The organism is Actinokineospora fastidiosa, assembly GCF_014648415.1.
GTDB lineage: Bacteria > Actinomycetota > Actinomycetes > Mycobacteriales > Pseudonocardiaceae > Actinokineospora > Actinokineospora fastidiosa.
This window is the reverse complement of the sequence record NZ_BMRB01000013.1, coordinates 1-25,729: the sequence shown is the minus strand read 5'-3', so window position 1 is coordinate 25,729 and position 25,729 is coordinate 1. Positions and strand designations below refer to the sequence as shown.

The following is a 25,729-nucleotide window of genomic DNA, read 5'->3' as shown; positions in this document are numbered from 1 at the left end:
GCCGATCGGCCCACGGCCGCGTTCGGCGACATGGCCGAATTGATCACACCCGGGCTCAGGCCCGGGCGGCCCCCGCCAGCCAGCGCAGCGCCAGCGCGTAGCCGTCGACGCCGAGGCCGACGATCACGCCCACCGCGATGTCGGACAGGACGCTGTGCCTGCGGAACTCCTCGCGCTTGTGCACGTTGGAGATGTGCACCTCCACCAGCGGCGCGCTGAGCTGCGCCGCGGCGTCGCGCACGGCGATGGAGTAGTGCGTCCACGCGCCCGCGTTGAGCACGACCGGCAGCTTGCGGTCGGCGGCCTCGTGCAGCCAGCCGACCATCTCGCCCTCGTGGTCGGTTTGCCGCACCTCGACCTCGACGCCGAGCTCCAGGCCGGTCTTCACGCACAGCTCGACCAGGTCGGCGTGCGTGGTGCTGCCGTACACCTCGGGCTCGCGGGTGCCGAGCCTGCCCAGGTTCGGGCCGTTGAGGACGAGGATCACAGCAGCACCCCGCCCCCGCTCGGCTCGGCGGCCACCGCCGAGTAGGCCGCGGCCAGCAGCGCCGGGTCGGGCCCCTCCAGCCGGGTCGGCTTGGCCAGGCCGTCGAGCACGACGAAGCGCAGCACGCCCGACTTGGTCTTCTTGTCCCCGAGCATGCCCTCGATCAGCTGCGGCAGCGCGTCGGCGTCGTAGCTGACCGGCAGCCCCAGCGCGGTGAGGATCGCCCGGTGCCGGTCGGCGGTGGCGTCGTCGAGCCTGCCCGCCAGCCGGGCCAGCTCGGCGGCGAACACCATGCCGACGCTGATCGCCGCGCCGTGCCGCCAGCGGTACCGCTCGCGGCGCTCGATGGCGTGGCCGAGGGTGTGCCCGTAGTTGAGGATCTCCCGCAGGCTCGACTCGCGCAGATCGCTGGCCACCACGTCGGCCTTGACCTGGATCTTGCGCCGCACCAGCTCGGCGATCACCTCGCCGTCGGGGTCGACGGCGGCGGCCGGGTCGGCCTCGATCAGGTCGAGGATCACCGGGTCGGCGATGAAGCCGCCCTTGACCACCTCGGCCATGCCCGCGACCAGCTCGTTGCGCGGCAGCGACCCCAGCGTCGCCAGGTCCACCAGCACGGCGGCGGGCTCGTGGAACGCCCCGACCAGGTTCTTGCCCGCGTCGGTGTTGATCCCGGTCTTGCCGCCGACGGCGGCGTCGACCATGCCCAGCAGCGTCGTGGGCACGTTGACCAGCCGCACGCCGCGCATCCAGGTGGCCGCGACGAACCCGGCCAGGTCCGTCACCGCCCCGCCGCCGAGCGCAACGACCGTGCCCTGCCGGTCGAGCCCGATCCGCCCGAGCACCTCCCAGCAGAACCCGGCCACCGACAGCGCCTTGCCGTCCTCGGCGTCCGGGATCTCGATGCGGTGCGCGTCCACCCCGGCAGCGGCCAGCTCCTCGCGGATCTGCTCGGCGGTCGCGGTCAGCGTCGGCTGGTGCACGATGGCCGCCTTCGACGACCCCCGCACCACCTCGACGAGCTCGCCGAGCAGCCCCTTGCCGATCACCACGTCGTACGGCTGGCCGGTGGCCACCCTGATCCGCACCGGCTGCTCGGTTCCCACGGTCTCTCCAGTCCTCTCGGTCACGCCGGGCCCGTCACGCCTCGGCGAGTTCGGCGGTCAGCCGGGCCACCACGTCCTCGGCGCTGCTGTGGTCGGTGTCGACCTCCACGGTGGCCACCTCCCGGTACAGCGGCAACCGCGCGTCCAACAGCTCCTTGAACTTCGCCCTCGGGTTCACCCCGGCCAACAGCGGCCGCGCCGTGGACAGCCCCGTCCGCCGGACACCCTCGGCCAGCCCGACGTTGAGGAACACCACGGTGTGCCCGCTCAGCCGCTCCCGCGTCCGCGCCGACAGCACGGCCCCACCGCCGAGCGACAGCACCCCGTCGTGCTCAGTCAGCGCCCTGGCGACCGCGTCCTCCTCGGCGGCCCGGAACGCCTCCTCGCCGTCCTCGGTGAAGATCTCCGCCACGGACTTGCCCACAGCAGCTACGACATCGGCGTCGGTGTCGCGGAACCCGACCCCAAGCGCCGCCGCCAGCGCCTCGCCCACGGTCGTCTTCCCGGCCCCCGGCGGCCCCACGACCACGGCGACGGGACGGGCCCCGCCCCCTCCCCCGCCCCGACTCACCAGCGCTCCCGCAGCGACGCGAGGTAGCCCTCGACGTTGCGCCGGGTCTCCGGCAGCGAGTCACCGCCGAACTTCTCCAGCGCCGCATCGGCCACCACCAGCGCCACCACGGACTCCAGCACGACGCCCGCCCTCGGCACGGCGCAGACGTCGGAGCGCTGGTGGATGGCCACCGCGGGCTCGCCGGTCACCACGTCGACGGTCGCCAGCGCCCTGGGCACGGTGGAGATGGGCTTCATCGCCACCCGCACCCGCAGCGGCTCGCCGTTGGTGATGCCGCCCTCGAGCCCACCGGCCCGGTTGGACCGCCTGCTGACCCCGGTGACGGTGCCCTCCGCCCGGTCGATCTCGTCGTGCGCCTGGCTCCCCCACCGCGTCGCCGTGGTGAACCCGTCGCCGATCTCGACCCCCTTCATGGCCTGCACACCCATCAGCGCCCCGGCCAGCCGCGCGTCGAGCCTGCGGTCCCAGTGCACGTGCGAGCCCAGCCCCGGCGGCAGCCCGTAGGTGATGACCTCGATGACCCCGCCGACGGTGTCGCCCGCCTTCTTGACGGCCTCCACCTCGGCGACCATCGCCTCGGTCCCCGCCGGGTCGAACGCGCGCACCGGGCTCTCGTCGATGGCCGCGAGGTCACCGGGCCCCGGCAGCGGCCCCTCCGGCGCCCGCGCCCCGCCGATCGACACCACGTGGCTGACGATCTCGGCCCCGAACAGCTGCCGCAGGAAGTTCCGCGCCACCGTCCCGGCCGCCGTCCGCGCCGCCGTCTCCCGCGCGCTGGCCCGCTCGAGCACGGGCCGCGCCTCGTCGAACCCGTACTTCTGCATGCCCGGCAGGTCGGCGTGCCCCGGCCGTGGCCGGGTCAGCGGCTCGTTGCGGGCCTGGCTGGCCAGCACCTCGGGGTCCACCGGGTCGGCCGCCATGACGGTCTCCCACTTGGGCCACTCGGCGTTCTCGATCCGCACCGCGATCGGCCCGCCCTGGGTGATCCCGTGCCGCACCCCGCCGAGGATCTCGACCTGATCGGTCTCGAACCCCATCCGCGGGCTGCGCCCGAACCCGAGCCGCCTGCGGGCCATCTGCGCGCCCAGGTCGGCGGTGGTGACCTCGACTCCGGCCACCATTCCCTCGAGCACGGCCACCAGCGCGGGTCCGTGCGACTCTCCAGCGGTCATCCAACGCAGCACGCCCGGAATACTTCCATGCCCGCCGCGCGCCCGGTCGCCGGGATCACCCCGAGCCACCACGGGAGCAACCGCGAATCCGCAGCTCAGACCACCCGCGTCCGCTCACCGGACACCGAACCACCTCCCGGAATCTGCATCAAGTGACATCACGACCTCACATCCCGACGATCACCAAGGCGCACGCCGCCCCGAGCATCCCCGGCCCGTGGGGCGCGCCCGACCGCCACCGGGGCACCGCGGCGATCAGCGCCAACGTCACCAGCGACGCGCCCACGAGCGCCACCAGCAACGCCTCCACGCCGACCACACCCAGCACCGCACCGACCATCAGCGCCAGTTTCACGTCACCCCCGCCGAGCGAGCCCGGCCGCACCCACGCGATCACCGCGTGCACCGCGAAGAACCCGACCGCCCCGAGCACCGCGCGCACGGCCACCTCACCGCCGCCACCCGCCACCGCCGCGACCGCCAGAGCGGCCGCGAGCAGCGGCAACGCACCCAGGGTCAGCGCGTCGGGCAAGCGCCGATGGCGGATGTCCACGAGCACGAGCGGCACCGCCACCCACGTCAGCACGCACGCCGTCGGCACCCACCACCCGGGTAAGCCGCCTGCCGCCCACTGCGCCGTGATCACCGCCCACAGGGCCGCCGTCGCCACCTCGCACGGTCCAGGCGGCACCGGCGTTCCCCGGGGCAGAGCGCTCACCAGCAAGCGCGCGGCCACCCCGGCAGCGCCGCCACCGAGGACGGCCAGAACCACCGCGACGGCCGGTTCGGCGACCAGCAACGCCACAGCCATCGCGGTGACACCGAGCAAGCCGACAAGAAGTCCAGTACGCATCGAAGATCTCCCGTTCGCATCAATCGGAGCACTCGCTCCGATTGCTACGGTACGCACGAACAGGCGTTCGACGCCAGGGAGTTCACTCAGAGCGGAAGGGGCAGCACTCCGCCGGTGGCCGAGCACAGGGCGTCCCGCATCTCCCGGCGCGGCGCTTCCCTGCCCGTGAACTGCTCCACCTGCCCGAAAGCCTGGTGCAGCAACATATCCAGCCCCGTCGCCAGCACCCCGTCCCGCGCCTCGGCCAACGGCGTCGGCCACGGGTGATAGATCACGTCCAGCACATGCGGGGCCCGCGCCAACGACGAGGCCAACCCCTCGGTCGCCCCCGCCGGAGCGGTGTTCACCAGCACGGACGCCGACTCGGCCAGCGCGTCGAAATCCGTCTCCGACCACCGGAGCACCCTCAGCGCCAGGCCCAGCCGCTCCGCGCACACCACCGCGTCACCCGCCCGCGCGGGCTCCCGAACGACCACCACCGCACCGGGAATCCCCAGCTCGACCACGGCGGCCAACGCCGCACACGCCGTCCCGCCCGCCCCCAGGACCACCGCGTCCCCGGGCCCCGGGGCGAACCCGTTGGCCCGAAGCGCGCCCGTGACCCCGTCGATGTCCGTGCAGTCCGCGCGCCAGCCCGAGTCGACCCGCACCAGCGTGTTCGCCGCGCCGACCGCGCGCGCCCGGTCCGTCGCCGAGTCCGCCACCGCGAGCGCTGCCCGCTTGCCCGGCATCGTCACCGACAGGCCCGCCCACTCCGGGCCCAGCGACCCCACCAGGCCGGGCAGCCGCCGCTCATCGCACTCGACCCGGTCGTAGGTCCAGTCCAGGCCCAGCGCCGCGTACGCGGCCGAGTGCAGCACCGGCGACAGCGAGTGCGCCACCGGGGAACCCAGCACGGCAGCCCGAGTCCGCTCCATCAGAACGCGCCGTTCTCCCTGGCCAGGTCGCGGTTGTCCAGGTGCTCCTCGTAGGTCTCCGCGAAGCACGACGTGCCGTCCTTCTGGCACAGGACGAAGAACAGCCACTTGCCCGCCGGGGGCTCGGCGACCGCCGCCAGCGCCTCCTTGCTCGCGGACGAGATCGGCGTCGGCGTGAGGCCCATGTTCTTGTACGTGTTGTACGGCCCCGCGCGCTCCCGGTCGGCGTCGCTGGTGGCGATGTTCGGCCGATCCAGCACGTAGTTCACCGTCGAGTCGAACGCCAGCTCCATGCCGATCTCGAGTCGGTTGTAGATGACCCGCGCGACCTTGCCGAAGTCCTTCTCGATCCCCTCGCGCTGCACGAGGGAGGCCATGGTGAGGAACTGGTACGGGGTGAACCCGGAGGAGTCGGCGATCCCGGGCATGCCGTAGCTCTGCCAGTGCGCGGAGGAGTCCGCGAGCAGCTTCTTCCACAGCTCCTCGGCCGTCGCGCCCGGCCGCACGTCGTAGACCGCGGGCGCGACCAGCCCTTCCAGCCTGCGCTCACGCGGCGCCTTGTTCGCGTCGGCGAGCGCCCAGTCCGGCACGCCCAGGTTCGCCAGGTCGGCCTTCTCCGCCACCTGCAGCAGGTCCTTGGCGGCCACGCACGTGCTCTTGCCGTTCAGCTCCGCGCAGGACGCCTTCGACAACAGGGACGCGACGCCCGGCGTCACGGTGTTGTCGGCCTTCTTGATGTCGTGGAGCTGCGTCCCCGGCTTGATCTGCAGGTTCCCGACCCGCGCCTCGGGGTCGACGATGCGGGTGACCGCGTCCTGCCCGGAGATCTTCGTGCGCATCACGTAGAAGCCCGGCTGGATCGACCGCACCTGCGCGTTGTTCTCCGCGGCCGCCACGAACGCCCGCGAGCTGGCCACCACGCCCTGCTCGACCAGCGTCCCGGCGATCGCGCCGGTCGAGTCGCCCGGCTTGACCTCGATGACGATGTCGGTCTCGCCGGGCCCGGCGAAGTCGTCGTACCCGCCCAGGCCGGAGAGCTGCCGCCAGCCGTACCAGACGCCCGCGCCGATCAGCAGGACTATCAGCAGCCCGAAGACCGCCAGCTTGACCCGCTTGCCCCGGGAGCGGTGGTCGCGGTCGGAGTGGTCGTCGAACAGGTCGAGTCCGTCGTTCATGGCTCCTCCGCGGTCCGGGCGAGCGCCGCCGCCCTGGCGTCCAGCCAGCCCTGCAGGATCTCCACGGCGGCGGCCTGGTCGACGACCGCCCGCTGCTTCTTCCCGCGTACCCCGCGGTCGCTGAGCATCCGCGAGGCCGAGACCGTGGTGAGGCGCTCGTCGGCGAGCCGGACCGGCACAGGCGCGATCCGCTCGCCGAGCGCGGCAGCGTAGGCCCGCGCGCCCTCCGCGGCGGGCCCGTGCCGTCCGGCGAGCGTGCGCGGCAGTCCGACCACCACTTCCACCACCTCGTGCTCGGCGACGAGCGCGGCGAGCTGGTCGAGGTCCTTGAGAGTCCGCTCGTCGCGGGACAGCGTAACGAGCGGCGTGGCGAGCACCGGAGCCGGATCGCTCAGCGCGACCCCGACCCGCACGGAGCCGACGTCGACCGCGAGCCTGCGCCCGCGGCCGGGGTCGTCGGCCCCGGGCCGGTCGGGACGGGTCACGAGGCCAGCGCGCCGCGCAGGGCGGTGATGGCAGCGTCGATCCCGCCGGGCTCGGTGCCACCGCCCTGGGCCATGTCGGGCTTGCCGCCGCCGCGGCCGCCGATGGACGGGGCGAAGGCGGGCACGAGCTTGCCTGCGGCCAGCCCGGCGTCCCGGCCCGCGGCCGTGGTGGCCACGACGAAGGCGACCTTGGGGCCGTCGGCGGAGAACAGCGCGACCACGCCGGGGCGCGAGCCGAGCCGGTTGCGGACCTCGACGGCGAGCGTGCGCAGGTCGTTGCCGCCGATGCCGTCCGGGGCGCGCAGCGCGACCAGGGCGGTGCCGTTGATGTCCTCGGCGGCGCCCGCCAGCTCACCGGCGGAGGACAGCAGCTGGGCGGCGCGCAGCTTGTCCAGCTCCTTCTCGGCCTGGCGCAGACGCTCCACCAGGGCCTCAACGCGCGCGGGCACGTCCTCGTCGGGCACGCGCAGCATCGAGGCGAGGTTCTGCACGAGCGCGCGCTCCTTGGCCAGGTAGCGCATGGCGTCCATGCCGACGTAGGCCTCAAGGCGGCGGCTGCCCGAGCCGACCGACGACTCGCCGATCAGCGTGATCGGGCCGATCTGGGCCGAGCGCTCGACGTGCGTGCCACCGCAGAGCTCGCGCGACCACGGGCCGCCGATCTCGACCACGCGCACGGTCTCGTCGTAGGTCTCGCCGAACAGGGCGACCGCGCCCATCTCCTGGGCGCCGCCCATGTCCGTGTAGACCACGCGGACGGGCAGGTCGTTGCGCACGGCGAGGTTGGAGACCTCCTCGATCTCGCTGCGCGTCTCCGGGGAGAGCGCGCCGGACCAGGCGAAGTCCAGACGCAGGTAGCCGGGCTTGTTGTAGGAGCCGCTCTGCAGCGCCGACGGGCCGAGCACCTCGCGCAGCGCGGCGTGCACGACGTGCGTCCCGGAGTGGCCCTGCCGGGCGCCGATGCGCCACTCGGGGTCGACGCGAGTCTGCACAGCCAGGCCCTCGGTGACCTCGCCGCGGCGCACGCGGGCCTGGTGCACCCACAGCTTGCGGGCGACCTTCTGCACGTCGAGGACTTCCAGCTCGACGCCGTCGCCGACGATCAGCCCGGCGTCGGACTCCTGGCCGCCGGACTCGGCGTACAGCGACGTGCGGTCGACGACGACCTCGACGATGTCGCCCTCCACCGCGGACGGCACCCGCACGCCCTCGCGGACCAGGCCGCGGACGACGGCCTCGGTGTCGAGCTCCTGGTAGCCGGTGAACTCGGTGGCGCCGAGGGCGAGCAGGTCGCGGTAGACCGTCTGGTCGCCGTGGCCGGTCTTCTTGACCGCGGCCTTGGCGCGGGCGCGCTGCTCGGCCATCAGGTCGCGGAAGCCCTGCTCGTCGACCGACAGGCCCTTCTCGGCGGCCATCTCCAGGGTGAGGTCGATGGGGAAGCCGTAGGTGTCGTGCAGCTGGAAGGCCTTGTCGCCGGGCAGCTGCGAGCCACCGGAGGACTTGATCTCGCCAGCGGCCATGTCGAAGATCTTCAGGCCGCTGGCCAGGGTGCCGAGGAAGGTCTCCTCCTCGTTGCGCACGACCGACTCGATGCGCGGGAAGTCCTTGACCAGCTCCGGGTACGACGGGCCCATCGTGTCGCGCACCACGGCGGCGAACTCGGGCAGCACCGGCTCGGTGACGCCCAGCAGGCGCACCGAGCGCACGATGCGGCGCAGCAGGCGGCGCAGCACGTAGCCGCGGGCCTCGTTGCCGGGGGTGACGCCGTCGCCGACCAGCATCACGCCGCTGCGGGCGTGGTCGGCGATGACGCGGAAGCGCACGTCGTCGACCGGGTTGCCCGCGCCGTAGCGGCGTCCGGACATCTCCTCGGCCTTCGTGATGACCGGGCGCACCAGATCGGTCTCGTAGACGTTGTCGACGCCCTGCAGCAGATAGGCGACGCGCTCGATGCCCATTCCGGTATCGATGTTCTTGGCGGGCAGCTCGCCCAGGATCGGGTAATCCTTCTTCGCCCCGCCCTCGCCGCGCTCGTTCTGCATGAAGACGAGGTTCCAGATCTCCAGATACCGGTCCTCGTCCACGACCGGGCCGCCTTCGCGGCCGTGCTCGGGGCCGCGGTCGTAGTAGATCTCCGAGCAGGGGCCGCACGGGCCGGGGACGCCCATCGACCAGAAGTTGTCCTCGACACCGCGCCGCTGGATCCGCTCGGCGGGCATGCCCGCGATCTTCTGCCAGAGGTGGAAGGCCTCGTCGTCGTCGAGGTAGACGGTGACCCAGATGCGCTCGGGGTCGAAGCCGTAGCCGCCGCTCTCCTGGCTCCCGGTGATCAGGTTCCAGGCGTGCTCGATGGCCTCGGCCTTGAAGTAGTCGCCGAAGGAGAAGTTGCCCGCCATCTGGAAGAACGTGTTGTGGCGGGTGGTCTTCCCGACCTCATCGATGTCACCGGTGCGCACGCACTTCTGCACGCTCGTGGCGCGCGGATAAGGCGGCGGGGCCTCTCCCAGGAAGTACGGCTTGAACTGCACCATCCCGGCATTGACGAACAGGAGGTTGGGGTCGTCCAGGATCAGCGACGCGCTGGGCACCTCGGTGTGCCCGGCGTTCGTGAAATGCGTCAGGAAACGGCGGGAGATCTCGTGGGTCTGCACGGTCTTGGTCCTCGGTTGGTCTGACAGGCGGGCGGGCGGCGGCGGACGGCGGTCAGGCTCGGCCGTCCGCCCGGCGCGCTCGCGCGTCGGTGCGGCGGGTGCGCACGCCGCTGCGGCGCTCCACCATGTCGGCCAGCTCGTCCTCGCGCTCGGCCATGCCCGCGCGCACGTCGGCGCCGAACGCGCCGATGGCGCCCGCGAGCTCGCGGACGGCGTCACCGACGTTCTCGGCCATGCCCGACGGGGTGACGGCGTGGGCGGTGCGCCGCGCCTTGCGGGACAGGGCGACGCCCGCGGCGAGGCCGACGCCGACCCAGAAGATCCGGCTCATCAGCGCGCACCCCGCTTGCGCCGGGCGTGCTTGCCCTCGATCTCGCCCTTGGCGCGGCGGCGGGCCTTGATCGCCTTGCCGATGCCGTAGGACAGGGCGGCGGCCTTGACCAGGGGGCCGCCGAGGGTCGCGGTGAACACCGAGGTCAGCGCGGAGACGTTGCCGGTGACGGCCTGCGCGTTGGCCGTGATGCCGTCGACCCGCTCCAGCTGCGTGTTCACGTGGGTGATCGTGGTGTTGGCGCCGGTGAAGAGCGGGTCGCTGTTGCGCTCCGCCTTCTGGACGGCGCTGGTGACGGCGTCCAGGGTGCGACCGAGCTTGAACAGCACGATGCACAGCACGATCGCCACGACCGCGAACGCGCCCGCGCCGATCAGCCAGGCAATCTCCCCTGCGGTCACACGCCCTCCTCGTCCGGATTGATCGGCGTCAGGCTACCGCGCGGTCCGGCGGCCGGTGCTGCCGGACCAGTGTCCGCGCCCTTGTGAGCCGTAGCCACTCAGATTTCGCGAATGTGGACAACTTCGGGCCTGTGGACAACTGCCGCCGAAGCCCGGCCGATTCCCGGTTCACTGGTCACGTATCACCCGCCGCAATTTCGGAAGGCGATCGGCCAATGCGCGTTCGGAACCACGATTCGTGGGGTTGTAGTAGTCACGACCGACAAGCTCGTCCGGCGGGTACTGCTGGGCGAGCACACCCTCGGGCACGTTGTGCGGATAGCGGTATCCGGTGGCGTTGCCGAGCTTCTTGGCGCCCGCGTAGTGCCCGTCCCGCAGGTGGGTGGGGACGCTCCCCGCCGCGCCCGCGCGCACATCGGACATCGCGGCGTCGATGGCGGTGATGACGGCGTTCGACTTGGGGGCGGTGGCCAGGTGCACGGTGGCCTGCGCCAGCGCGAGCCTGCCCTCGGGCATGCCGATCAGCTGCACGGCCTGAGCGGCGGCGACGGCCGTCTGCAGCGCCGTCGGGTCGGCCATGCCGATGTCCTCACTGGCGTGCACGATCAGCCGCCGGGCGATGAACCGCGGATCCTCGCCCGCCTCGATCATGCGCGCCAGGTAGTGCAGGGCGGCGTCCACGTCGGAGCCGCGGATCGACTTGATGAACGCGCTGGTGACGTCGTAGTGCTGATCGCCCTGGCGGTCGTAGCGGACGGCGGCCTTGTCCACTGTGGCCTCGACGGTGGCGAGGTCGACGACCTTGGCCTGGGTCGCGCCCGCCGAGTCCGCCGCGGCCTCCAGCGCGGTGAGCGCGCGCCGGGCGTCGCCACCGGCGAGCCGGACGATGTGGTTTTCGGCGTCGGCGTCGAGGGTGACGGCGCCGCCGAGTCCGCGCTCGTCGCCGACGGCGCGGCGGACGAGGGCGCGGACGTGGTCGTCCTCAAGGGGCTTGAGCTGGAGCACGAGCGAACGGGAAAGGAGTGGTGAGACGACGGAGAAGAACGGGTTCTCGGTGGTCGCGGCGACCAGCAGCACGGTCCGGTCCTCGACCGCCCCGAGCAGGGCGTCCTGCTGGGTGCGGGAGAAGCGGTGGACCTCGTCGATGAACAGGACGGTCGACTCCCCGGAGCGCCCCAGCCTGCGACGGGCGTCGTCGATGACGGCGCGGACCTCCTTCACGCCCGCGGTGAGCGCGGAGAGCGCGACGAAGCGCCTGCCGATGGCGGAGGAGACGAGCGTGGCCAGGGTCGTCTTCCCGGTCCCGGGCGGTCCGTAGAGCAGCAGGGAGGCGGGCGCGGCCCCCTCGACCAACCTGCGCAGCGGCGCCCCCGGCCCCAGCAGGTGGTCCTGCCCCACGACCTCGTCCAACGACGCGGGCCGCATCCGGACAGCCAGCGGCGCCCGCTGGTCAGCCACCCGGGTGGCCGGTGCAGCCTCAGCGCCGTACAGGTCGAAGTCGAACTCCTGTTCCACAACCCCCGACGCTACCCGCTGCCCCGAGAATCGCGACCACAGGTGGTCAGCCCACACCGCGCCCACGACCTCGGCCCGAACTCACGGCCCAGGCGGTCGGTGGTGCGTCCACACGGCCCTCGCCCGTCGACGCTGGCCTCCCCGCGCCCTGCCCGCTGGCGTCCTGATCCGTGCCCGCTGGCGCCCTGGGTCGCCGCCGTCCCTGGTCGCCGAGGACGCTAGGCGCCGAGGACGCCGGCCGCCGCCATTGGTCACCGGCACTGGCCGCCGCGTCGCTCGCCGTCGCGGTCGCCAGCCGCCGCTGTCCGCCGCCGTCACTGGCCGCCGCGCGGCTGGTCGTCGCGCCGCTGGTCGTCGCGGTCGCCAGCCGTCGCGGTCGTCAGTCGTCGTGGTCGCTGGCCAGTGCGGTCGCCGGGCCGTCACGGTCACTGGTCGCAGCGGTCGCTGGTCGTCGCCGTGCTGCCTGTCGCGGTCGGGGCGTCTGCCGTCCCTCGTCGTCTGTGGCGGTGCGGGGGCTAGGCGGCTTCGGCCTGGTGGACTGCTGCCCACTGGGACAGGCGGTGGGGTGCGTCTTGCGGCGTGCACCGCCACATCCCGGCGTCGGTGCAGCGGCGGACCACGTCGCCGTGGTCGCGCCAGAGGCGTAGGCCGCGGCGGATCAGGAGGGTGACGTTCTTGCGGGACTCGGCGATGTCGCGGGCCAGGCGGCGGATGAAGGTGCGGGCGCCGCCGGGGGCCAGGACAACGGCGTCGGCCAGGACTCCGGCGTCGCGGCAGGCGGTGACGATCCGGTCGGCGAACAGGCCCTCGGCGATGAAGGCGGGGGCTCCCGTCGCTATGACTCGGGTGGAGCCCACTCGTCGGTCGGTCGCGATGTCGTAGGTCGGGATGTCCGCCTCGCCGGTTGTGGCCAGGCGCACGATGGCCGCGACGGCGTCGTCGGCGTTCCAGGAGCCGGGGGCGTCCCAGTCGACCCGTCCGGCGGCGTCCCTGGGCAGCAGCGGGTCGCCGCCCTCGCGGTAGAAGTCGTCCAGCCGCACCACCGGCAGGCCGAGCCGAGCCGCCAGTGTGGACTTCCCGGACCCCGACGGGCCGGACAGCAGAATCACCGGAATCAACGCCACGGGACGCCATTATCCCATGCCACCGACCATGCTCGACTGATCGTCGGCCGTGTCAGGATGACGGGGCACATCCGACGCGCCAGGGGGAGACATGTCGTACCTCGGTTCCCACTCATCCGCCCAGACGGACGACCCGTACCGCGGGGACACCGGCGAGGTCAGCGGGATCTACCGCCCCGCCGACGGCATCGATGCCCTGGTCCGCCCGAAGTCGACCGCCACGTTCGTCGCCCCCGGCTCCGCCACCGACGGCAGGTTCGGCCTGTTCCGCTGGCAGATGGCCCCGAGGGCGGGCGGCCCGAGCGCCCACTTCCACCGCACGTTCTCCGAGTCGTTCTACGTCCTCGACGGCACCGTCCGCCTCTACAACGGCGAGAAGTGGATAGACGCCACCGCGGGCGACTTCCTCTTCGTCCCCGAGGGCGGCGTCCACGCCTTCCGCAACGACTCCGACGCCCCCGCCGACATGCTGATCCTCTTCGCCCCCGGCTCCCCGAGGGAGAACTACTTCCAGGAGCTCGCCGAGGTCGCCGACAAGGGCCTCACCCTGTCCCCGGAGGAGTGGAAGGACCTCTACGCCCGCCACGACCAATTCATGGTCGACGGCTGACACCAGCCACGAAGGCCAGCACGTCGGGACAAGTCGGCGCGCCCGCGCGAGGAAGCAGCACGAGACGCGCCGGGTGGTGTCCTCTCGCCACCGCTGGCTGAGCTTCCCGAGGGGCGGGGCGAAGCTTTCCGCAGCAGAAAGGCCGCCGGGGCGCACCACCTGCGACCGGTGACGGCAGCAGCCCGCAACGGCACCCTCGCACCGACACCCACGCGCGACGGAAGCAGCTGGCGACCCAAAGCGACGGCCGATCGAAGCACCCACCGATCGGAACGACTGGCAACCCGAAACGACCGCCGATCGAAGCAATCGCCGATCGAAGCGACCGACGGGTGCCGACGGAACGGTTGGCGCGACGACGACCGGCCATGGAACAGACGAACTGGCCCAGGTAGGTGAACCCGGCTGGGATGGTGTCGTCGGGGTGCACCGGCGACGGAACCGATCGGCCACGGAACCAACCGGGCGACAGAACCAACCGGCGACGGCGGCTGACAACCGCCGCCTGTTCGTCTCCGGCCGCCACGACGACATGATCGTGTCCAGCGGCGAGAACGTCTTCCCCGCCCTGTGGAGGAACTGCCGCTGAGCCTGGACCAGGTCGCCGAGGTGCCTGCTCAACCCCGTCCCCCAACCCCGGCCCCAGACGTCGGGAGGTGCAGGTGGGAGGGGTGCGGCGCAAGCGCTGAGACGTGAGCACTGATTCTTTGGCGGGTCGTCTACCTGGCGACACCCAGATCTCACCGGTGGTGAGGGCGGGGGCTCGATCGTGTGAGCGTGACGGCGCTGGGGATTACTCCGCTCACCTGGACCGCGACGCGGTTGGCTGTGTTGGGCGATTCCACGGGGGTTGGGGTCGGGGACCCGGTGGCGGGCGGGTGGCGCGGGGTGGGGGCGCTGCTGGCCGAGGCGTTGGGGGCCGTGGAGCACAACGTGGCGTTCGAGGGGGCTCGGGTCGCGTGCGTGCGGGGGCGGCAGTTGCCCCTGGTGCTGGAGGGCAGGCCCGACGCCGCCATCGTGATCGCCGGGATGAACGACACGCTGCGGTCGGACTTCGATCCGGTCCGGTTGCAGGAGGACCTCGGGCACATCGTGACGCGGTTGCAAGCGAGCGGGGCTCGGGTGGTGCTCGCGCGCTACCACGACCACGGACGGGTCTTCCGCATGCCGTCAGTCCTGAAACGAGCCCTGAAGAAGCGGATCGACCAGCTCAACGACGTCATCGACCAGGTGCAGGCCGACACCAAGGCCGGGCTCCTCGACCTCGACGCCATCCCCGGCGCGTACGAGCACGCCGTGTGGAGTGTCGATCGGCTGCACCCCTCCGAGCTGGGGCACCGGCTGCTCGCCGAGGGCTTCGCCGCGCGGCTGGCCGAGACCGGGTGCGCGATCAGCACTCCGGTGAGCCTGGTCTGCCAGGGCGGACGCCGGATCACCGTCGCCCACCACATCGCCTGGTTGATCGTCCGGGGCATCCCGTGGCTGTGCCGCCGGGGCCGCGACCTGCTCCCGCTGATGGTGCGCGCGGTGGTCGAGCGCCGGACGTAGGGTGCGGGCATGCCACTGGTCGACCGCACCCTGCTGGGCCCCGGCCCGTCCAACCCCTACCCCGAGGCCACCGCCGCGCTGGCCGCGCCGCTGCTGGGCCACCTCGACCCGGAGTTCCTCCGGATCCTGGACGAGACCTGCGCGCGCCTGCGCACCGTCTGGGGCACGGGGAACGCCCGCACGCTGCCGCTGTCGGGCACCGGCTCGATCGGCATGGAGGCGGCGTTCGCCAACTTCGTGCGCCCGGGCGACACCGTCGTGGTCGCCGTCAACGGCCTGTTCGGCGAGCGCATGACCGACGTCGCCGCCCGCTACGGCGCGGACGTCGTGCGGGTCGACCACGAGTGGGGCCAGCCGGTCGACGTCCAGCGGGTCGTCGAGGCGCACCCGAGCCCGGCGATCATCGCCGCCGTGCACGCCGAGACCTCGACCGGCGTGCGCAGCGACATCGCGGCCCTGGCAGCGGCGGCCCCCGACAGCGCGCTCGTCCTGGCCGACTGCGTCACCTCGCTGGCGGGCATCCCCGTCGACATCGACGGGTGGGGCGTCGACATCGCCTACGCGGGCACGCAGAAGTGCCTCGGCGTCTCCCCCGGCCTCGCCCCGTTCACCGTGTCCGAGCGCGCCTGGGAGCGGCGCGCGCAGCGCCCGCCGACCTGGTACCTCGACCTCAACCTCATCGGCGCGTACGTCGACGGCTCGCAGGGCGGCCGGACCTACCACCACACCGCGCCGGTCGCGCTGATCGCGTCGCTGCACGCCGCGCTGGGCCGCATCCTCGACGAGGGCCTGGAAGCGGTCTACGAGCGCCACCGGGCGGCGGGCGAGCACCTGCAGCGGGGACTCCAGGACCTGGGCCTCACCCTGTTCGCCGAGGAAGGCCACCGGCTGCCCGAGCTGACCACCGTCACCGTCCCCGACGGCGTCGACTCGGCCAAGATCCGGCAGATCCTGCTGACCGAGCACAACATCGAGATCGGCGCGGGCGCGGGCCGCTACGCCGCGTCCGTGTGGCGCATCGGCCTGATGGGCCACAACGCCCGCGTCGAGCGGGCCGACCTGGTCCTGGCCACGCTCGGGCGGCTGCTCAGGAGCTGAACGCCGGGTACAGCGGCAGCGGCGTGTCGCCGAAGCGGGCCCGCAGCCCGCGGGCGACGGCGATCGCGTGCTCGGCGATGTGGTCGGCCCCGCCGCGGTGCGCGGCGGTGGCCAGGCCCGTCCACCGGGCGGCCAGCAGCGGCCCCTGGTCCGGCGTCGGCCCCGAGTGCCGCGAGCCCACCCGCTCCGCGGACGGGTGGGTCAGGTGCCGCCAAGTCGCCAGCCACACCCAGAAGAGGTGGGCGTCGAGCAGCCGGGGCAGCAGGACGGAGTCCTCGGCGAGGTCGGGCCACATGGCGGTGACCTCGGCGCGCCACGCCGCGATCATCGCCTCGATCATCCCGGGCGGCAGCGCGAAGGCGCACCAGCACGACGGGAACGGCACGGCGATGGCGGCCGCGTCGAACATCATGTTGCGGACGCAGCCGCCCTCGAAGTCCAGGAACCGCACGCCGCGGCTGGTGATCAGGTTGTTGTCCGGGCAGGTGTCGGACGGGCTGAACGCGCGGTGGCGGGCGGCGTCGAGCAGGTTGAGGGTGCCCGCGGCGTGGCCGATGACCTCGTCGGAAGTGGCCACGCCGAACTCCGCCAGCAGCAGCCGGGGCAGGTCGGCGATGGCGATCGGGCCGTCCTCGGACAGCGGGTCCTTGTTCGTCGGCGGGTTGAGCCTGCGCAGCAGGGCGTCGAAGTCGGCCTCGCGGCCCGCGGTCGTGGCATGCAGGCGGCCCAGCGACCGCGCCCAGGACAGCAGGGCGGCCTCGGCGGCGCGCGAGTCGGTCCCGTGCAGCTTGTCGGCCAGCGTCGGCGCGCGGCCGAGGTCCTCCATCACCAGCAGCCCGGCCTCGCCGTCGTGGGCGAACAGCTCCGGGCACATGCGGTCCTCGGCGGCCAGCGCGTTGAACATCTGGTAGCTGACGGCCTCGCGCACCCACGAGTCGCGCGGGGCGGCGCCGGTCGGCACGTAGCGCTTCACCGCCAGCGTGCGGGGCAGGGAGAACGGGCTGGCCGCCACCTTCACCCGCAGCACGACGGACCGGTCGCTGCCGCCGAGGTCCTCGGGGTCCCCGAGCTGGATGCGCGCGCCGAACCGCTTGCTGAGCACCGACTCCGCGGCGACGACAGTGGCCAGGACCTCTGCCTCCGCGGCGTCGCGGCTGTCCTCGGGCGGATCGGTGGTGATCTCCACTGTCATCCTCTCCGACCCTACTCCCGCTCCGTCTTCTTCCCTTGACCGGCGTGCAGGCGCTCCTGGCGACCGTACTGGTGGTCATCGATCAAGAGGGAGGTCCGCCCGGCGAAATAACGAGGTCGGACCAGTGTCAGCCCGGCGACAACGGGCGGTTGGCGTCCCCTGCCGCGCGGCGCCGCAGCACCAGCACGGCGGCCGCCGCCGCGACGATACCCACCAGGTTGATGGCCAGCTGCGCCGCCGACTGGCCCATCCGCTCCCACTGCCCGAGGATGGCGGCGACGGCCACGTAACCGGCGGCGGGCACGGTGGTCACCGAGATGAACACCCCGACGAGCGCGGCGGACTTCGCCGAGGTCATCGACAGCATCCCGGCAGCGCCCGCGAGCACGGCCACGATCAGCGACCACGGCCCGACCTCGTAGACGAAGTCGACCTGGTGGTCCTCCCCGGCGATGGCCGAGGCGTCGAACAGCCCGGCCGCGTTGCCCAGCCAGGCGCCGAGCGCGGTGACGAGGATGGCCAGCGGGAACCCGACGGCCAGCGCCAGCGCGGCCCGCCTGACCAGGTCGAACCGCTTGCGGACCAGCCCGACGGCCACGCCTGCCAGCGGCCCGAACTCCGGGCCGACGACCATCGCGCCCACGATCGTCACCGGCGAGTCGGTGATCACCCCGACCGCGGCGAGCAGGCAGGCGATGACGAGGAACGCCAGGAACGTGCCGTTGAGCCGGGACTCCTCGCCGGTCTTGGCGAGCAGGTTCTCCCACACCACCGCGTCGGCGGCCTCGCCGGGCGCGCGCGCCTCGGCCTCGTCGGCCTGGTCGGACAGCACGACGTCGATCTGCTCGAGGCTCAGCCCGCCGCAGTGGTCGATGCCCAGCCCGGCGAGGGCGGCCAGGATCTCGTCGGCCGCCTCGCGGGCCACCATCGCCTCGATGACGTCGCCCGCCGGGTGCACGGCGGCGCCCGGCAGGTGCACCAGGTGCGCCGCGCCCGGGTGCGCCCGCAGGACGGACAGCACCGCGGACGCGTCGTCTGCCGGGCAGACCGCGCGCAGGTGCAGCATCAGTCGGTCGCGGGCGCCTTCGGCTTGGCGTCCACGCCCGCCTCCTTGCGCTGGTCCGCGGTGATGGGCGCGGGCGCGCCGGTCAGCGGGTCGTAGCCGCCGCCGGTCTTCGGGAAGGCGATGACGTCGCGGATGGACTGCTCGCCCGCCAGCAGCATGACGATGCGGTCCCAGCCGAAGGCGATGCCGCCGTGCGGGGGCGGGCCGTAGGCGAAGGCCTCCAGCAGGAAGCCGAACTTCTCCCTTGCCTCCTCCGCGCCGATGCCCATCAGCGCGAACACCCGCTCCTGCACGTCCTTGCGGTGGATACGGATGGACCCGCCGCCGATCTCGTTGCCGTTGCAGACCAGGTCGTAGGCGTAGGCCAGGGCGTTGCCCGGGTCCTCCTCCAGCCGGTCGATCCACTCCGGGGTCGGCGAGGTGAACGCGTGGTGCAGCGCGGTCCAGCGGCCGCTGCCGACGGCCACGTCGCCCGCGCTCGCGGCGGCCTCGGCCTCCTCGAACAGCGGGAAGTCCACGACCCACACCAGCGACCACGCCGACTCGTCGATCAGCCCGCAGCGGTGGCCGATCTCCAGCCGGGCCGCGCCGAGCAGCCCGCGCGCGGAGTTGGCCTCGCCCGCGGCGAAGAAGACGCAGTCGCCGGGCTCGGCGCCCGCGGCCTTGGCCAGGCCCTCGCGCTCGGTCTCGGACAGGTTCTTGGCGACCGGGCCGCCGAGCGTGCCGTCCTCGCCGACGAGCACGTACGCCAGGCCCTTGTGGCCGCGCTGCTTGGCCCACTCCTGCCAGGCGTCGAGCTGCTTGCGCGGCTGGGACGCGCCGCCGGGCATGACCACGGCGCCGACGTAGGGCGCCTGGAACACCCGGAACGGGGTGTTGGCGAAGTACTCGGTCATCTCGGTCAGCTGCAGGTCGAACCGCAGGTCCGGCTTGTCCGAGCCGTAGCGGGACATGGCGTCGGCGTAGCTGATGCGCGGGAACGGCGTGGGCAGCTCGACCTCGGCCAGCTCCTTCCAGAGCGCGCCGATGATCTTCTCGCCCAGGGCGATGACGTCGTCCTGCTCGACGAAGCTCATCTCGATGTCGAGCTGGGTGAACTCCGGCTGCCGGTCGGCGCGGAAGTCCTCGTCGCGGTAGCAGCGGGCGATCTGGTAGTACCGCTCCAGGCCGCCGACCATGAGCAGCTGCTTGAACAGCTGCGGGGACTGCGGCAGCGCGTACCAGGAGCCGGGCTGCAGGCGGGCGGGCACCAGGAAGTCGCGCGCGCCCTCGGGGGTCGACCGGGTCAGCGTCGGGGTCTCGACCTCGAGGAAGCGCTCGCCGTGCAGCACGTCGCGGGCGATGCGGTTGGCCTCGCTGCGCATGCGCATGGCCCGGGCGGGGCCGCCGCGGCGCAGGTCGAGGTAGCGGTGGCGCAGCCGCGCCTCCTCGCCGACGGTCAGGTGCTCGTCGATCGGGAACGGCAGCGGGGCGGCCTCGCTCAGCACCTCGAGCTCGGTGGCCAGCACCTCGATCGCGCCGGTGGCGATCTCCGGGTTCTCGTTGCCCGCCGGGCGCGCGGCGACCTCGCCGACGACGCGGACGCAGAACTCCGCGCGCAGCCGGTGGGCGCGCTCGGCCATCTCGCCCTCGCGGAACACGACCTGGGCGACACCGGAGGCGTCGCGCAGATCGATGAAGATGACGCCGCCGTGATCCCGCCGCCGGGCCACCCAGCCGCTCAGGGTGACGGTCTGCCCGGCGTGCTCGGCGCGGAGGGTTCCGGCCTCATGGGTGCGGATCACGGTCGTCGCTGCTCCTAGTCCAGGTAATGGGTGGCCATGAGGCTAGCCAATCGACCGGCGCGCCCGTCCAGCAGGTTTCCGCGCCCCCGGCGTCACCCCACTAGGGGCCTCTCCCCCGGTCGGGTGGTGCACTTAGGTGGTCTTATACACCCGAACGGACGTATAGTTTTACCGCTGTTCGCCCTATCCGGTCACCGCTGGCAGCGATTTGGTTACCCATTAATTAACACTGCGGCTACCCACGGGGGCGTCCACGACGTAGTGTGACCCGCAGGGCGTAAGGGGTAACCCAGGGAGTGAACATGGGTAGCGGTATCACCCGCGAGCCAGTTCGTGAACTTCACCAGAACGGGAGGGTCCGCCAGGCGGTGACGGCAGAACAGCCGGAGTCCATGGCGGCCGACGCGTTCCCCACCGCACTGCGGGCCGCGATCCAGGCCAGCGGGTTGAGCCTCGATCGCATCCAGTACCGGCTGCGGGCGCGTGGGGTCTCGATCAGCGTGACGGCACTGAGCTACTGGCAGTCGGGCAGACGCAGGCCGGAGCGGGCGGAGTCGCTCGCGGCGCTCGGCCACCTCGAGGACGTGCTCGGCGTGCCCACCGGCTCGCTGATCGCCCTGCTCGGTCCCCCTCGGCCGAGGGGACGGGTCAACCGCGAGTCCTCCCGGCTGTCCATCGAGGCTCTCTGGGGCAACACCGAGCCGATCGCGCTCCTGCTCAAGCGCATCGACTTCACCACGGACGCCGCGCTGACCAAGCTCAGCCAGCACGACCGGATGGAGATCGGCGCCGACCGCGGCGAGAAGCTGATCGGCGTGCGCCAGGTCTTCCGCGCCGAACGCGACGGGGCCGACCGCACGATCATGGTCTACGACCTCGAACTGCCCGGCAGGCCGTTCCCCAGGGTCGTCGCGGGCGACACCTGCCGCATCGGCCGGGTGGCCAGGGACGAGGACGCAGGCCTGATCGCCGCGGAGATCCTGCTGGACCGGCCGCTGGGCCGCGGCGACACCACGATCGTGGACTACGCCCTGCAGCACCCCGGACCGCCCTACTCGCGCGGCGACGACAGCTACTGCCGCAAGTTCACCAGCCCGGTGCGGGAGTTCGTGCTGGAGCTGCGGTTCGACCCGCGCGCGCTGCCCACGTACCTGGAGCAGTACACCGCCGACCCCGACGACCAGGTGACCAGCAGGCGCAAGCTGGAGATCTCCCCCGACGGCAAGGCGCACGCGGTGGCCCTGGACTTCGGGCCGGGGATCATGTGCGTGCGCTGGGAGTGGCCGGACTGACGCCACCGCTGAGGGGTCTCCGCGGACACCCCTCAGCGGATCGTCAGTGACAGGTAGGCCCGCGCGATCCGGCCGTTCGGGCCCGTCGCCGTGACCGTGACCGCGTACGTGCGCCTGGCGGCCGACGCCCCCACGGTCACGGTCAGCCTGCTCTCCGCGCCCGCGGCGAGGCAGTCCGGCTCGAACAGCCCCAGCACCGCCTCCGGCAGGCCGGACACGGTCAGGGTCAGCGGCAGCGGCGCGGGTCCCGCCCAGGTGCGGATGTGCGCGCTGGCCTCGGCGAGCTGCCCGACGCACAGCGACAGCGGCCGCACCGCGACCCCGAAGTCGCCGTGCGGGGTGTCCTCGTCGAGGAACGGGTCGAACGCGTAGACCACGACGGTCCTCCTGCGATGGTCATGTGGTGACCACGATCGCGGGAGGCGTGCCGCGCTAACAATCCGTACGTCTCGCAGTACCGGTACGCAATCAACTGCGGAGGGTACTCACAGAAGCGTCAGCTGGCGGGGGCCCTCGACCGGCGGCACGGCTTGCGACCTCGGCATACCCCGGTCGAGCCCGTGCGCGCGGGCCAGCGGGGCGAACCGCTCGGCGAGCGCGGAGCGGTAGTGCGCGGACGCGGTGGCGCCGCCGCGGTAGAGATCGCGGTAGGCGGCCACCAGGTCGGGCCGCTCCCGGCCCAGCCAGGCCAGGTACCACTCGCGCGCCCCGCGCGGCAGCCGCAGCGGGATCATCGTGACGCCCGTGGCGCCCGCCGCTGCGATCTCGGCGAGCAGCGCGTCGAGCCGTTCGGCGGAGTCGGTGATGCCGGGCAGCACGGGCGCGACCATCACCCCGCAGGGCAGGCCCGCGTCGGTGATCCGGCGGACCAGGTCGAGCCGGGCCTTCGGGCTGGGCGTGCCCGGCTCCAGCGTGCGCTGCAGGTCGCGGTCGAGCAGGGCGATCGACACCGCGAGGCTGACCGGCACGTCGACGTCGGCCAGCAGCGGCAGGTCGCGGCCGAGCACCGTGCCCTTGGTGAGGATCGAGAACGGCGTGCCGGAGTCGGCGAGCGCGGCGATGATGCCCGGCATGAGCCGGTAGCGGCCCTCCGCGCGCTGGTACGGGTCGGTGTTGGTGCCCATGGCGACGTGCTCGCGCCGCCAGGAGCGCGCCTTCACCTGCCGGGCCAGCACCTCGGCGGCGTTGACCTTGACCACGATCTGGCGGTCGAAGTCGGCGCCCGCGTCGAAGTCGAGGTAGCTATGCGACTCGCGGGCGAAGCAGTTGTGGCTCACCACGCCGTTGGCGATGAAGTCGCCGGTGCCCGTGGTGATGTCGTACAGGGGCAGTTCGAGGCCCAGCGGGGCCACCGAGACCACCTTGAGGTCGACGTCGGACTTGATGGCCGCGCCGTCGATGGCCCGCTTGGCGGTGACCGCCGGGTCGATGGTGTGGAACAGGCGCAGGTGCTCGGCCAGGCCGCCGTCGACGCGCACGCACGCCTTGCCGTCCGGGGCCCTGCGCAGCTCGATCGCGTGCCGGAAGCCGAAGGCGGTCAGCGCCTCGGTGACTGCGCCCAGCGCGCGGGCGCCGAGGTTGGGCAGGCGGACGATGCGGTTGGCGTAGGTGCCGTCGGCATCGAACACGCCCGCGAGCAGGCCCTTGCGCCACTCGTCGGTCGGGGTGCGCGGCCACGGCACGGGCAGGCTCACGCCCAGTTCGCTGTCGAGGTACTCGACCACGCGGGCGGCGGCCTGGTCCAGCGCGGCCGGGCCGCCGTCGCCGCGGGCGACCCCGGCGAGGTAGCCGCGGCGGTAGTCGGCGGTGTCCTTGGGCGGCAGCGCGAAGCGGCCGGTGCCCATCAGCTTGTTGCCGGTGGTCAGGTGCGGGCGGCGGTTGCCGCCGACCATGTCGCCGGTGACGTGCTTCCAGCCGCGCTCGGTGAGGAACCGGTGGTCGCCGCTGGCGATGAGCGCGGTGCCGTCGGCCAGGGTGACCCGGTAGGCGGGCTTGACCGTCGACCAGTGCGCGAGCACCTCCGTGGGCACGTAGTGGCGGTAGCTGCCGCGCCGCTCGGTGCCGTAGATGCGGTCGCCGACGACCAGCCTGGAGATCGGCTTGACCGTGCCGTCGGCCATCAGCACCGGGGTGTCGCCGTGCAGGCAGTAGCTGCAGGCGTGGGTGCAGCCGCGGTACGGGTTGACCGTCCAGCGGAACGGCATCGGCGCGCCGTCGGGGAGTCTGTTGAGCACCGACTTGGCCAGGACCTCGTGGAACACCGTGTCCGCGAACTCCGGGGCGCGCACGCTGCGCACCAGCCCGGGAATCCCCGGCAGGGCGGGCTCGCCGCCCCGATCGACCCGCTGCCCGTCCCATCGCACACCCACAGTCGAACACATGTTCGAGATCATGGCAAGTGCCCGTAGGCTGCGGCCGTGTCACTCGATCAGGTGCTCGACCCGCTGCGGGCCACGGCGTTCACCCTGTTCGGCGCGCCCACCTCCCGGATGGAGGTGATCGGGTTCCTCACCGGGGCGCTGTGCGTCTGGCTGGTGGCCAGGCAGAACCCGTGGAACTGGCCGATCGGGATGGTCAACAACGTCGCGTTCTTCGCGCTGTTCATCACCGCGGGGCTGTACGCCGACGCGTGGCTGCAGGTGGTGTACCTCGCGCTGGCGGTGTTCGGCTGGTGGAAGTGGCTGCGCGGGGGCGACGCGAGCGGCACGCTGCCGGTGACCCGGACGTCGGTGCGGGAGTGGCAGGCGCTCGCCGCGGTCGGGGTCGCGGGCACGGCGCTGTTGACGTGGATCCTCGTGGTGGCCACGGATTCGACCGTGCCGTTCTGGGACGCTGTCACCACGGTGCTGTCGCTGTTGGCCACTTGGGGGCAGGCGCGCAAGAAGGTCGAGTGCTGGTGGCTGTGGATCGCGGCCGACGTGATCTACGTGCCGCTGTACGGGTACAAGGAGCTGTGGCTGACCGCGATCCTCTACATCGGATTCATGGCGCTCTGCGTCAACGGCCTGCGGCGGTGGTCGGCGGACCTGCGCTCGCCGGTGGCGGCGTGAGGTTCCGGCACGCGCTGGTGGTGGGCAAGTTCTACCCGCCGCACCGAGGGCACCACCACCTGATCCGGTCGGCGGCGGCGGTGTCGGAGCGGACCACGGTGGCCATGCTGGGGGCGTCGGTGGAGTCGATGTCCATCCCGGACCGGGTGTCGTGGCTGTCGGCCGAGCACTCGGGCGACCCGGGGGTGATGGTGCTCGGGGACCTCGACGACCACCCCATCGACTTCCACGACGACGCCGTGTGGGAAGCGCACCTGGGCGTGATCCGGGCGGTGCTGGCGCGCCGGGCGATGGCCGACGGCGGGTCTCCGGTGGTGGACGCGGTGTTCAGCGGCGAGGACTACGGGCCGGAGCTGGCCGCGCGGCTGGGGGCCGCCCACGTCCGGGTGGAGCGGCTGTCGGTGTCGGGGACGGCGGTGCGGCGCGACCCCGTGGGCCGGTGGGGCGACCTGGCGACGTCGACCCGGGCGGGGCTGGCGGTGCGGGTGGTGGTCGTGGGCGCGGAGTCGACGGGGACGACGACGCTGTCCCGCGCCCTGGCCGAGCACTTCGGCGCGCCGTGGGTCGGGGAGTACGGGCGCGAGCACACCGAGCGCAAGCTGGCGGCGGCCCGCGAGCTGGAGAAGGCGGCCCCGCCCGGGCTGGACGAGCTGATGTGGACCGACGGGGACTTCGTCGACGTGGCGCTGCGCCAGTCGGCGGCCGAGGACGCGGCGGCGGGCCAGGGCCCCCTGCTCGTGTGCGACAACGACGCCTGGGCGGCGACGGTGTGGGCGGAGCGGTACCTGGGCAGGCCGTGCGCGCTGCCGATCCCGTCCCGCGAGCCCGCGCTGTACCTGCTGACCGACCACGTCGGCGTCCCCTTCGAGCAGGACGGCTGGCGCGACGGCGAGCACCTGCGCGCGTGGATGACCGCCCGTTTCGCCCGCGCCCTGCGCGATCGGGGCGTGCCGTGGGTACTGCTGTCGGGAACACCGCGCCACCGACTGCGCCGCGCCGCCCGCGCGTGCGCCGAGGCCATGCGCACCCACCTGCGCTGGGCGCCCCCGCTCACCCCGGCGACCGAGGAAGGATGACCAGCGTGGACGACTGGCCCACCCACCCCATCCCCCGCGTCCCGAACCCGCCCTCCGGCAGCCCGCACCCCACCAACGGCCCGCACCCGACAGGCGGCACACACTCCACCAGCGGCACACACTCCACCAGCGGCACACACCCCACCAGCGGCACACACCCCACCGGCGGCCCGCAGCCGACAAGCGGCACACACCCCACCAGCGGCCAGCACCCGACAGGCG

General features: G+C 72.8%; 24 protein-coding genes. 6 read left to right on the top strand and 18 right to left on the bottom strand.

Annotated elements, in window-relative coordinates; translation table 11 throughout:
- Positions 1-55 precede the first annotated feature (55 nt).
- The 13 genes from aroQ to IEY98_RS31685 form a co-directional block, all read right to left on the bottom strand.
- Positions 56-484, bottom strand: a complete 429-nt coding sequence (gene aroQ / locus IEY98_RS31745; protein WP_189214437.1) for a type II 3-dehydroquinate dehydratase — start codon at positions 482-484, stop codon at positions 56-58.
- The gene (gene aroB, locus IEY98_RS31740) at positions 484-1,593 is read right to left on the bottom strand and encodes a 3-dehydroquinate synthase (protein ID WP_189214396.1); all 1,110 of its coding nucleotides are present in this window, start codon (positions 1,591-1,593) and stop codon (positions 484-486) included. The genes aroQ and aroB overlap by 1 nt, the downstream gene beginning before the upstream one ends.
- A 34-nt stretch (positions 1,594-1,627) precedes the next feature.
- Entirely contained in the window at positions 1,628-2,164 is a 537-nt protein-coding gene (locus IEY98_RS31735; RefSeq protein WP_229787840.1) for a shikimate kinase, read from the bottom strand.
- Positions 2,161-3,351 (bottom strand): chorismate synthase, encoded by a 1,191-nt coding sequence (gene aroC, locus IEY98_RS31730; protein ID WP_189214395.1) that lies wholly within the window; start codon positions 3,349-3,351, stop codon positions 2,161-2,163. Before aroC ends, IEY98_RS31735 begins: the two co-directional genes overlap by 4 nt.
- A gap of 154 nt (positions 3,352-3,505) precedes the next feature.
- A complete protein-coding gene (locus IEY98_RS31725; RefSeq protein ID WP_189214394.1) occupies positions 3,506-4,150 on the bottom strand; it encodes a prepilin peptidase in 645 nt (214 codons plus the stop codon).
- 128 nt (positions 4,151-4,278) lie between these two features.
- Positions 4,279-5,109 carry a shikimate dehydrogenase gene (locus tag IEY98_RS31720; RefSeq protein WP_189214393.1) on the bottom strand — a complete coding sequence of 277 codons (831 nt, stop codon included), beginning with the start codon at positions 5,107-5,109 and terminating at the stop codon, positions 4,279-4,281.
- Positions 5,109-6,284 (bottom strand): endolytic transglycosylase MltG, encoded by a 1,176-nt coding sequence (gene mltG, locus IEY98_RS31715; RefSeq protein WP_189214392.1) that lies wholly within the window; start codon positions 6,282-6,284, stop codon positions 5,109-5,111. Before mltG ends, IEY98_RS31720 begins: the two co-directional genes overlap by 1 nt.
- Positions 6,281-6,769 carry a Holliday junction resolvase RuvX gene (gene ruvX / locus IEY98_RS31710; RefSeq protein WP_189214391.1) on the bottom strand — a complete coding sequence of 163 codons (489 nt, stop codon included), beginning with the start codon at positions 6,767-6,769 and terminating at the stop codon, positions 6,281-6,283. The genes mltG and ruvX overlap by 4 nt, the downstream gene beginning before the upstream one ends.
- Positions 6,766-9,420, bottom strand: a complete 2,655-nt coding sequence (alaS, locus tag IEY98_RS31705) for an alanine--tRNA ligase (protein WP_189214390.1) — start codon at positions 9,418-9,420, stop codon at positions 6,766-6,768. The genes ruvX and alaS overlap by 4 nt, the downstream gene beginning before the upstream one ends.
- 52 nt (positions 9,421-9,472) lie before the next feature.
- The gene (locus tag IEY98_RS31700) at positions 9,473-9,751 is read right to left on the bottom strand and encodes a hypothetical protein (RefSeq protein WP_189214389.1); all 279 of its coding nucleotides are present in this window, start codon (positions 9,749-9,751) and stop codon (positions 9,473-9,475) included.
- Positions 9,751-10,152 carry a DUF948 domain-containing protein gene (locus tag IEY98_RS31695; RefSeq protein ID WP_189214388.1) on the bottom strand — a complete coding sequence of 134 codons (402 nt, stop codon included), beginning with the start codon at positions 10,150-10,152 and terminating at the stop codon, positions 9,751-9,753. The genes IEY98_RS31700 and IEY98_RS31695 overlap by 1 nt, the downstream gene beginning before the upstream one ends.
- Positions 10,153-10,320: 168 nt before the next feature.
- Complete coding sequence (locus IEY98_RS31690; protein WP_229787844.1) at positions 10,321-11,643, bottom strand: replication-associated recombination protein A; 1,323 nt, start codon at positions 11,641-11,643, stop codon at positions 10,321-10,323.
- Between the two features lie 539 nt (positions 11,644-12,182).
- Positions 12,183-12,791 (bottom strand): uridine kinase family protein, encoded by a 609-nt coding sequence (locus IEY98_RS31685; protein ID WP_229787839.1) that lies wholly within the window; start codon positions 12,789-12,791, stop codon positions 12,183-12,185.
- A 91-nt stretch (positions 12,792-12,882) separates the two neighbouring features.
- On the opposite strand from IEY98_RS31685, the gene IEY98_RS31680 reads away from it, so the two are divergent.
- The 3 genes from IEY98_RS31680 (at position 12,883) to IEY98_RS31670 (ending at position 16,047) form a co-directional block, all read left to right on the top strand.
- A complete protein-coding gene (locus tag IEY98_RS31680; protein WP_189214387.1) occupies positions 12,883-13,401 on the top strand; it encodes a cupin domain-containing protein in 519 nt (172 codons plus the stop codon).
- Positions 13,402-14,172: 771 nt separating this feature from the next.
- Positions 14,173-14,949, top strand: a complete 777-nt coding sequence (locus IEY98_RS31675) for an SGNH/GDSL hydrolase family protein (RefSeq protein ID WP_308425942.1) — start codon at positions 14,173-14,175, stop codon at positions 14,947-14,949.
- Positions 14,950-14,958: 9 nt separating this feature from the next.
- Positions 14,959-16,047, top strand: a complete 1,089-nt coding sequence (locus IEY98_RS31670) for a pyridoxal-phosphate-dependent aminotransferase family protein (protein ID WP_189214385.1) — start codon at positions 14,959-14,961, stop codon at positions 16,045-16,047.
- On the opposite strand, the gene IEY98_RS31665 is transcribed toward IEY98_RS31670, so the two are convergent.
- From IEY98_RS31665 to aspS, 3 genes are all read right to left on the bottom strand, one after another.
- The gene (locus IEY98_RS31665; RefSeq protein WP_189214384.1) at positions 16,037-17,239 is read right to left on the bottom strand and encodes a hypothetical protein; all 1,203 of its coding nucleotides are present in this window, start codon (positions 17,237-17,239) and stop codon (positions 16,037-16,039) included. The two genes, IEY98_RS31670 and IEY98_RS31665, sit on opposite strands and share 11 nt — an antisense overlap.
- 127 nt (positions 17,240-17,366) lie before the next feature.
- Entirely contained in the window at positions 17,367-18,305 is a 939-nt protein-coding gene (locus IEY98_RS31660) for a DUF389 domain-containing protein (RefSeq protein ID WP_189214383.1), read from the bottom strand.
- Positions 18,305-20,089, bottom strand: coding sequence for an aspartate--tRNA ligase (aspS, locus tag IEY98_RS31655; RefSeq protein ID WP_189214382.1), 1,785 nt, complete (start codon positions 20,087-20,089; stop codon positions 18,305-18,307). The genes IEY98_RS31660 and aspS overlap by 1 nt, the downstream gene beginning before the upstream one ends.
- 368 nt (positions 20,090-20,457) lie before the next feature.
- Between aspS and IEY98_RS31650 the strand changes: the two genes are divergently transcribed.
- The gene (locus IEY98_RS31650) at positions 20,458-21,381 is read left to right on the top strand and encodes a helix-turn-helix domain-containing protein (protein WP_189214381.1); all 924 of its coding nucleotides are present in this window, start codon (positions 20,458-20,460) and stop codon (positions 21,379-21,381) included.
- Between the two features lie 32 nt (positions 21,382-21,413).
- Here the strand turns inward: IEY98_RS31650 and IEY98_RS31645 are convergent, their stop codons facing one another.
- A complete protein-coding gene (locus tag IEY98_RS31645) occupies positions 21,414-21,758 on the bottom strand; it encodes a hypothetical protein (RefSeq protein WP_189214380.1) in 345 nt (114 codons plus the stop codon).
- A 108-nt stretch (positions 21,759-21,866) separates the two neighbouring features.
- A complete protein-coding gene (locus tag IEY98_RS31640; RefSeq protein WP_189214379.1) occupies positions 21,867-23,762 on the bottom strand; it encodes an intein-containing Rv2578c family radical SAM protein in 1,896 nt (631 codons plus the stop codon).
- Positions 23,763-23,798: 36 nt separating this feature from the next.
- Between IEY98_RS31640 and pnuC the strand changes: the two genes are divergently transcribed.
- Both pnuC and IEY98_RS31630 read left to right on the top strand, forming a co-directional pair.
- Positions 23,799-24,431: a nicotinamide riboside transporter PnuC gene (gene pnuC / locus IEY98_RS31635; RefSeq protein ID WP_229787836.1), complete on the top strand. Its 633-nt coding sequence runs from the start codon at positions 23,799-23,801 to the stop codon at positions 24,429-24,431.
- A complete protein-coding gene (locus IEY98_RS31630; RefSeq protein WP_189214378.1) occupies positions 24,428-25,507 on the top strand; it encodes an AAA family ATPase in 1,080 nt (359 codons plus the stop codon). Before pnuC ends, IEY98_RS31630 begins: the two co-directional genes overlap by 4 nt.
- Positions 25,508-25,729: the final 222 nt, after the last annotated feature.

Bases quoted from the DNA above. Each gene is read 5' to 3' on its own strand.
- IEY98_RS31660 (WP_189214383.1), bottom strand. From the start codon at position 18,305: ATGCTGCACCTGCGCGCGGTCTGCCCGGCAGACGACGCGTCCGCGGTG.
- IEY98_RS31670 (WP_189214385.1), top strand. From the start codon at position 14,959: ATGCCACTGGTCGACCGCACCCTGCTGGGCCCCGGCCCGTCCAACCCC.
- mltG (WP_189214392.1), bottom strand. From the start codon at position 6,284: ATGAACGACGGACTCGACCTGTTCGACGACCACTCCGACCGCGACCAC.
- IEY98_RS31680 (WP_189214387.1), top strand. From the start codon at position 12,883: ATGTCGTACCTCGGTTCCCACTCATCCGCCCAGACGGACGACCCGTAC.
- IEY98_RS31720 (WP_189214393.1), bottom strand. From the start codon at position 5,109: ATGGAGCGGACTCGGGCTGCCGTGCTGGGTTCCCCGGTGGCGCACTCG.
- IEY98_RS31665 (WP_189214384.1), bottom strand. From the start codon at position 17,239: ATGACAGTGGAGATCACCACCGATCCGCCCGAGGACAGCCGCGACGCC.
- IEY98_RS31725 (WP_189214394.1), bottom strand. From the start codon at position 4,150: ATGGCTGTGGCGTTGCTGGTCGCCGAACCGGCCGTCGCGGTGGTTCTG.
- IEY98_RS31640 (WP_189214379.1), bottom strand. From the start codon at position 23,762: ATGTGTTCGACTGTGGGTGTGCGATGGGACGGGCAGCGGGTCGATCGG.
- IEY98_RS31700 (WP_189214389.1), bottom strand. From the start codon at position 9,751: ATGAGCCGGATCTTCTGGGTCGGCGTCGGCCTCGCCGCGGGCGTCGCC.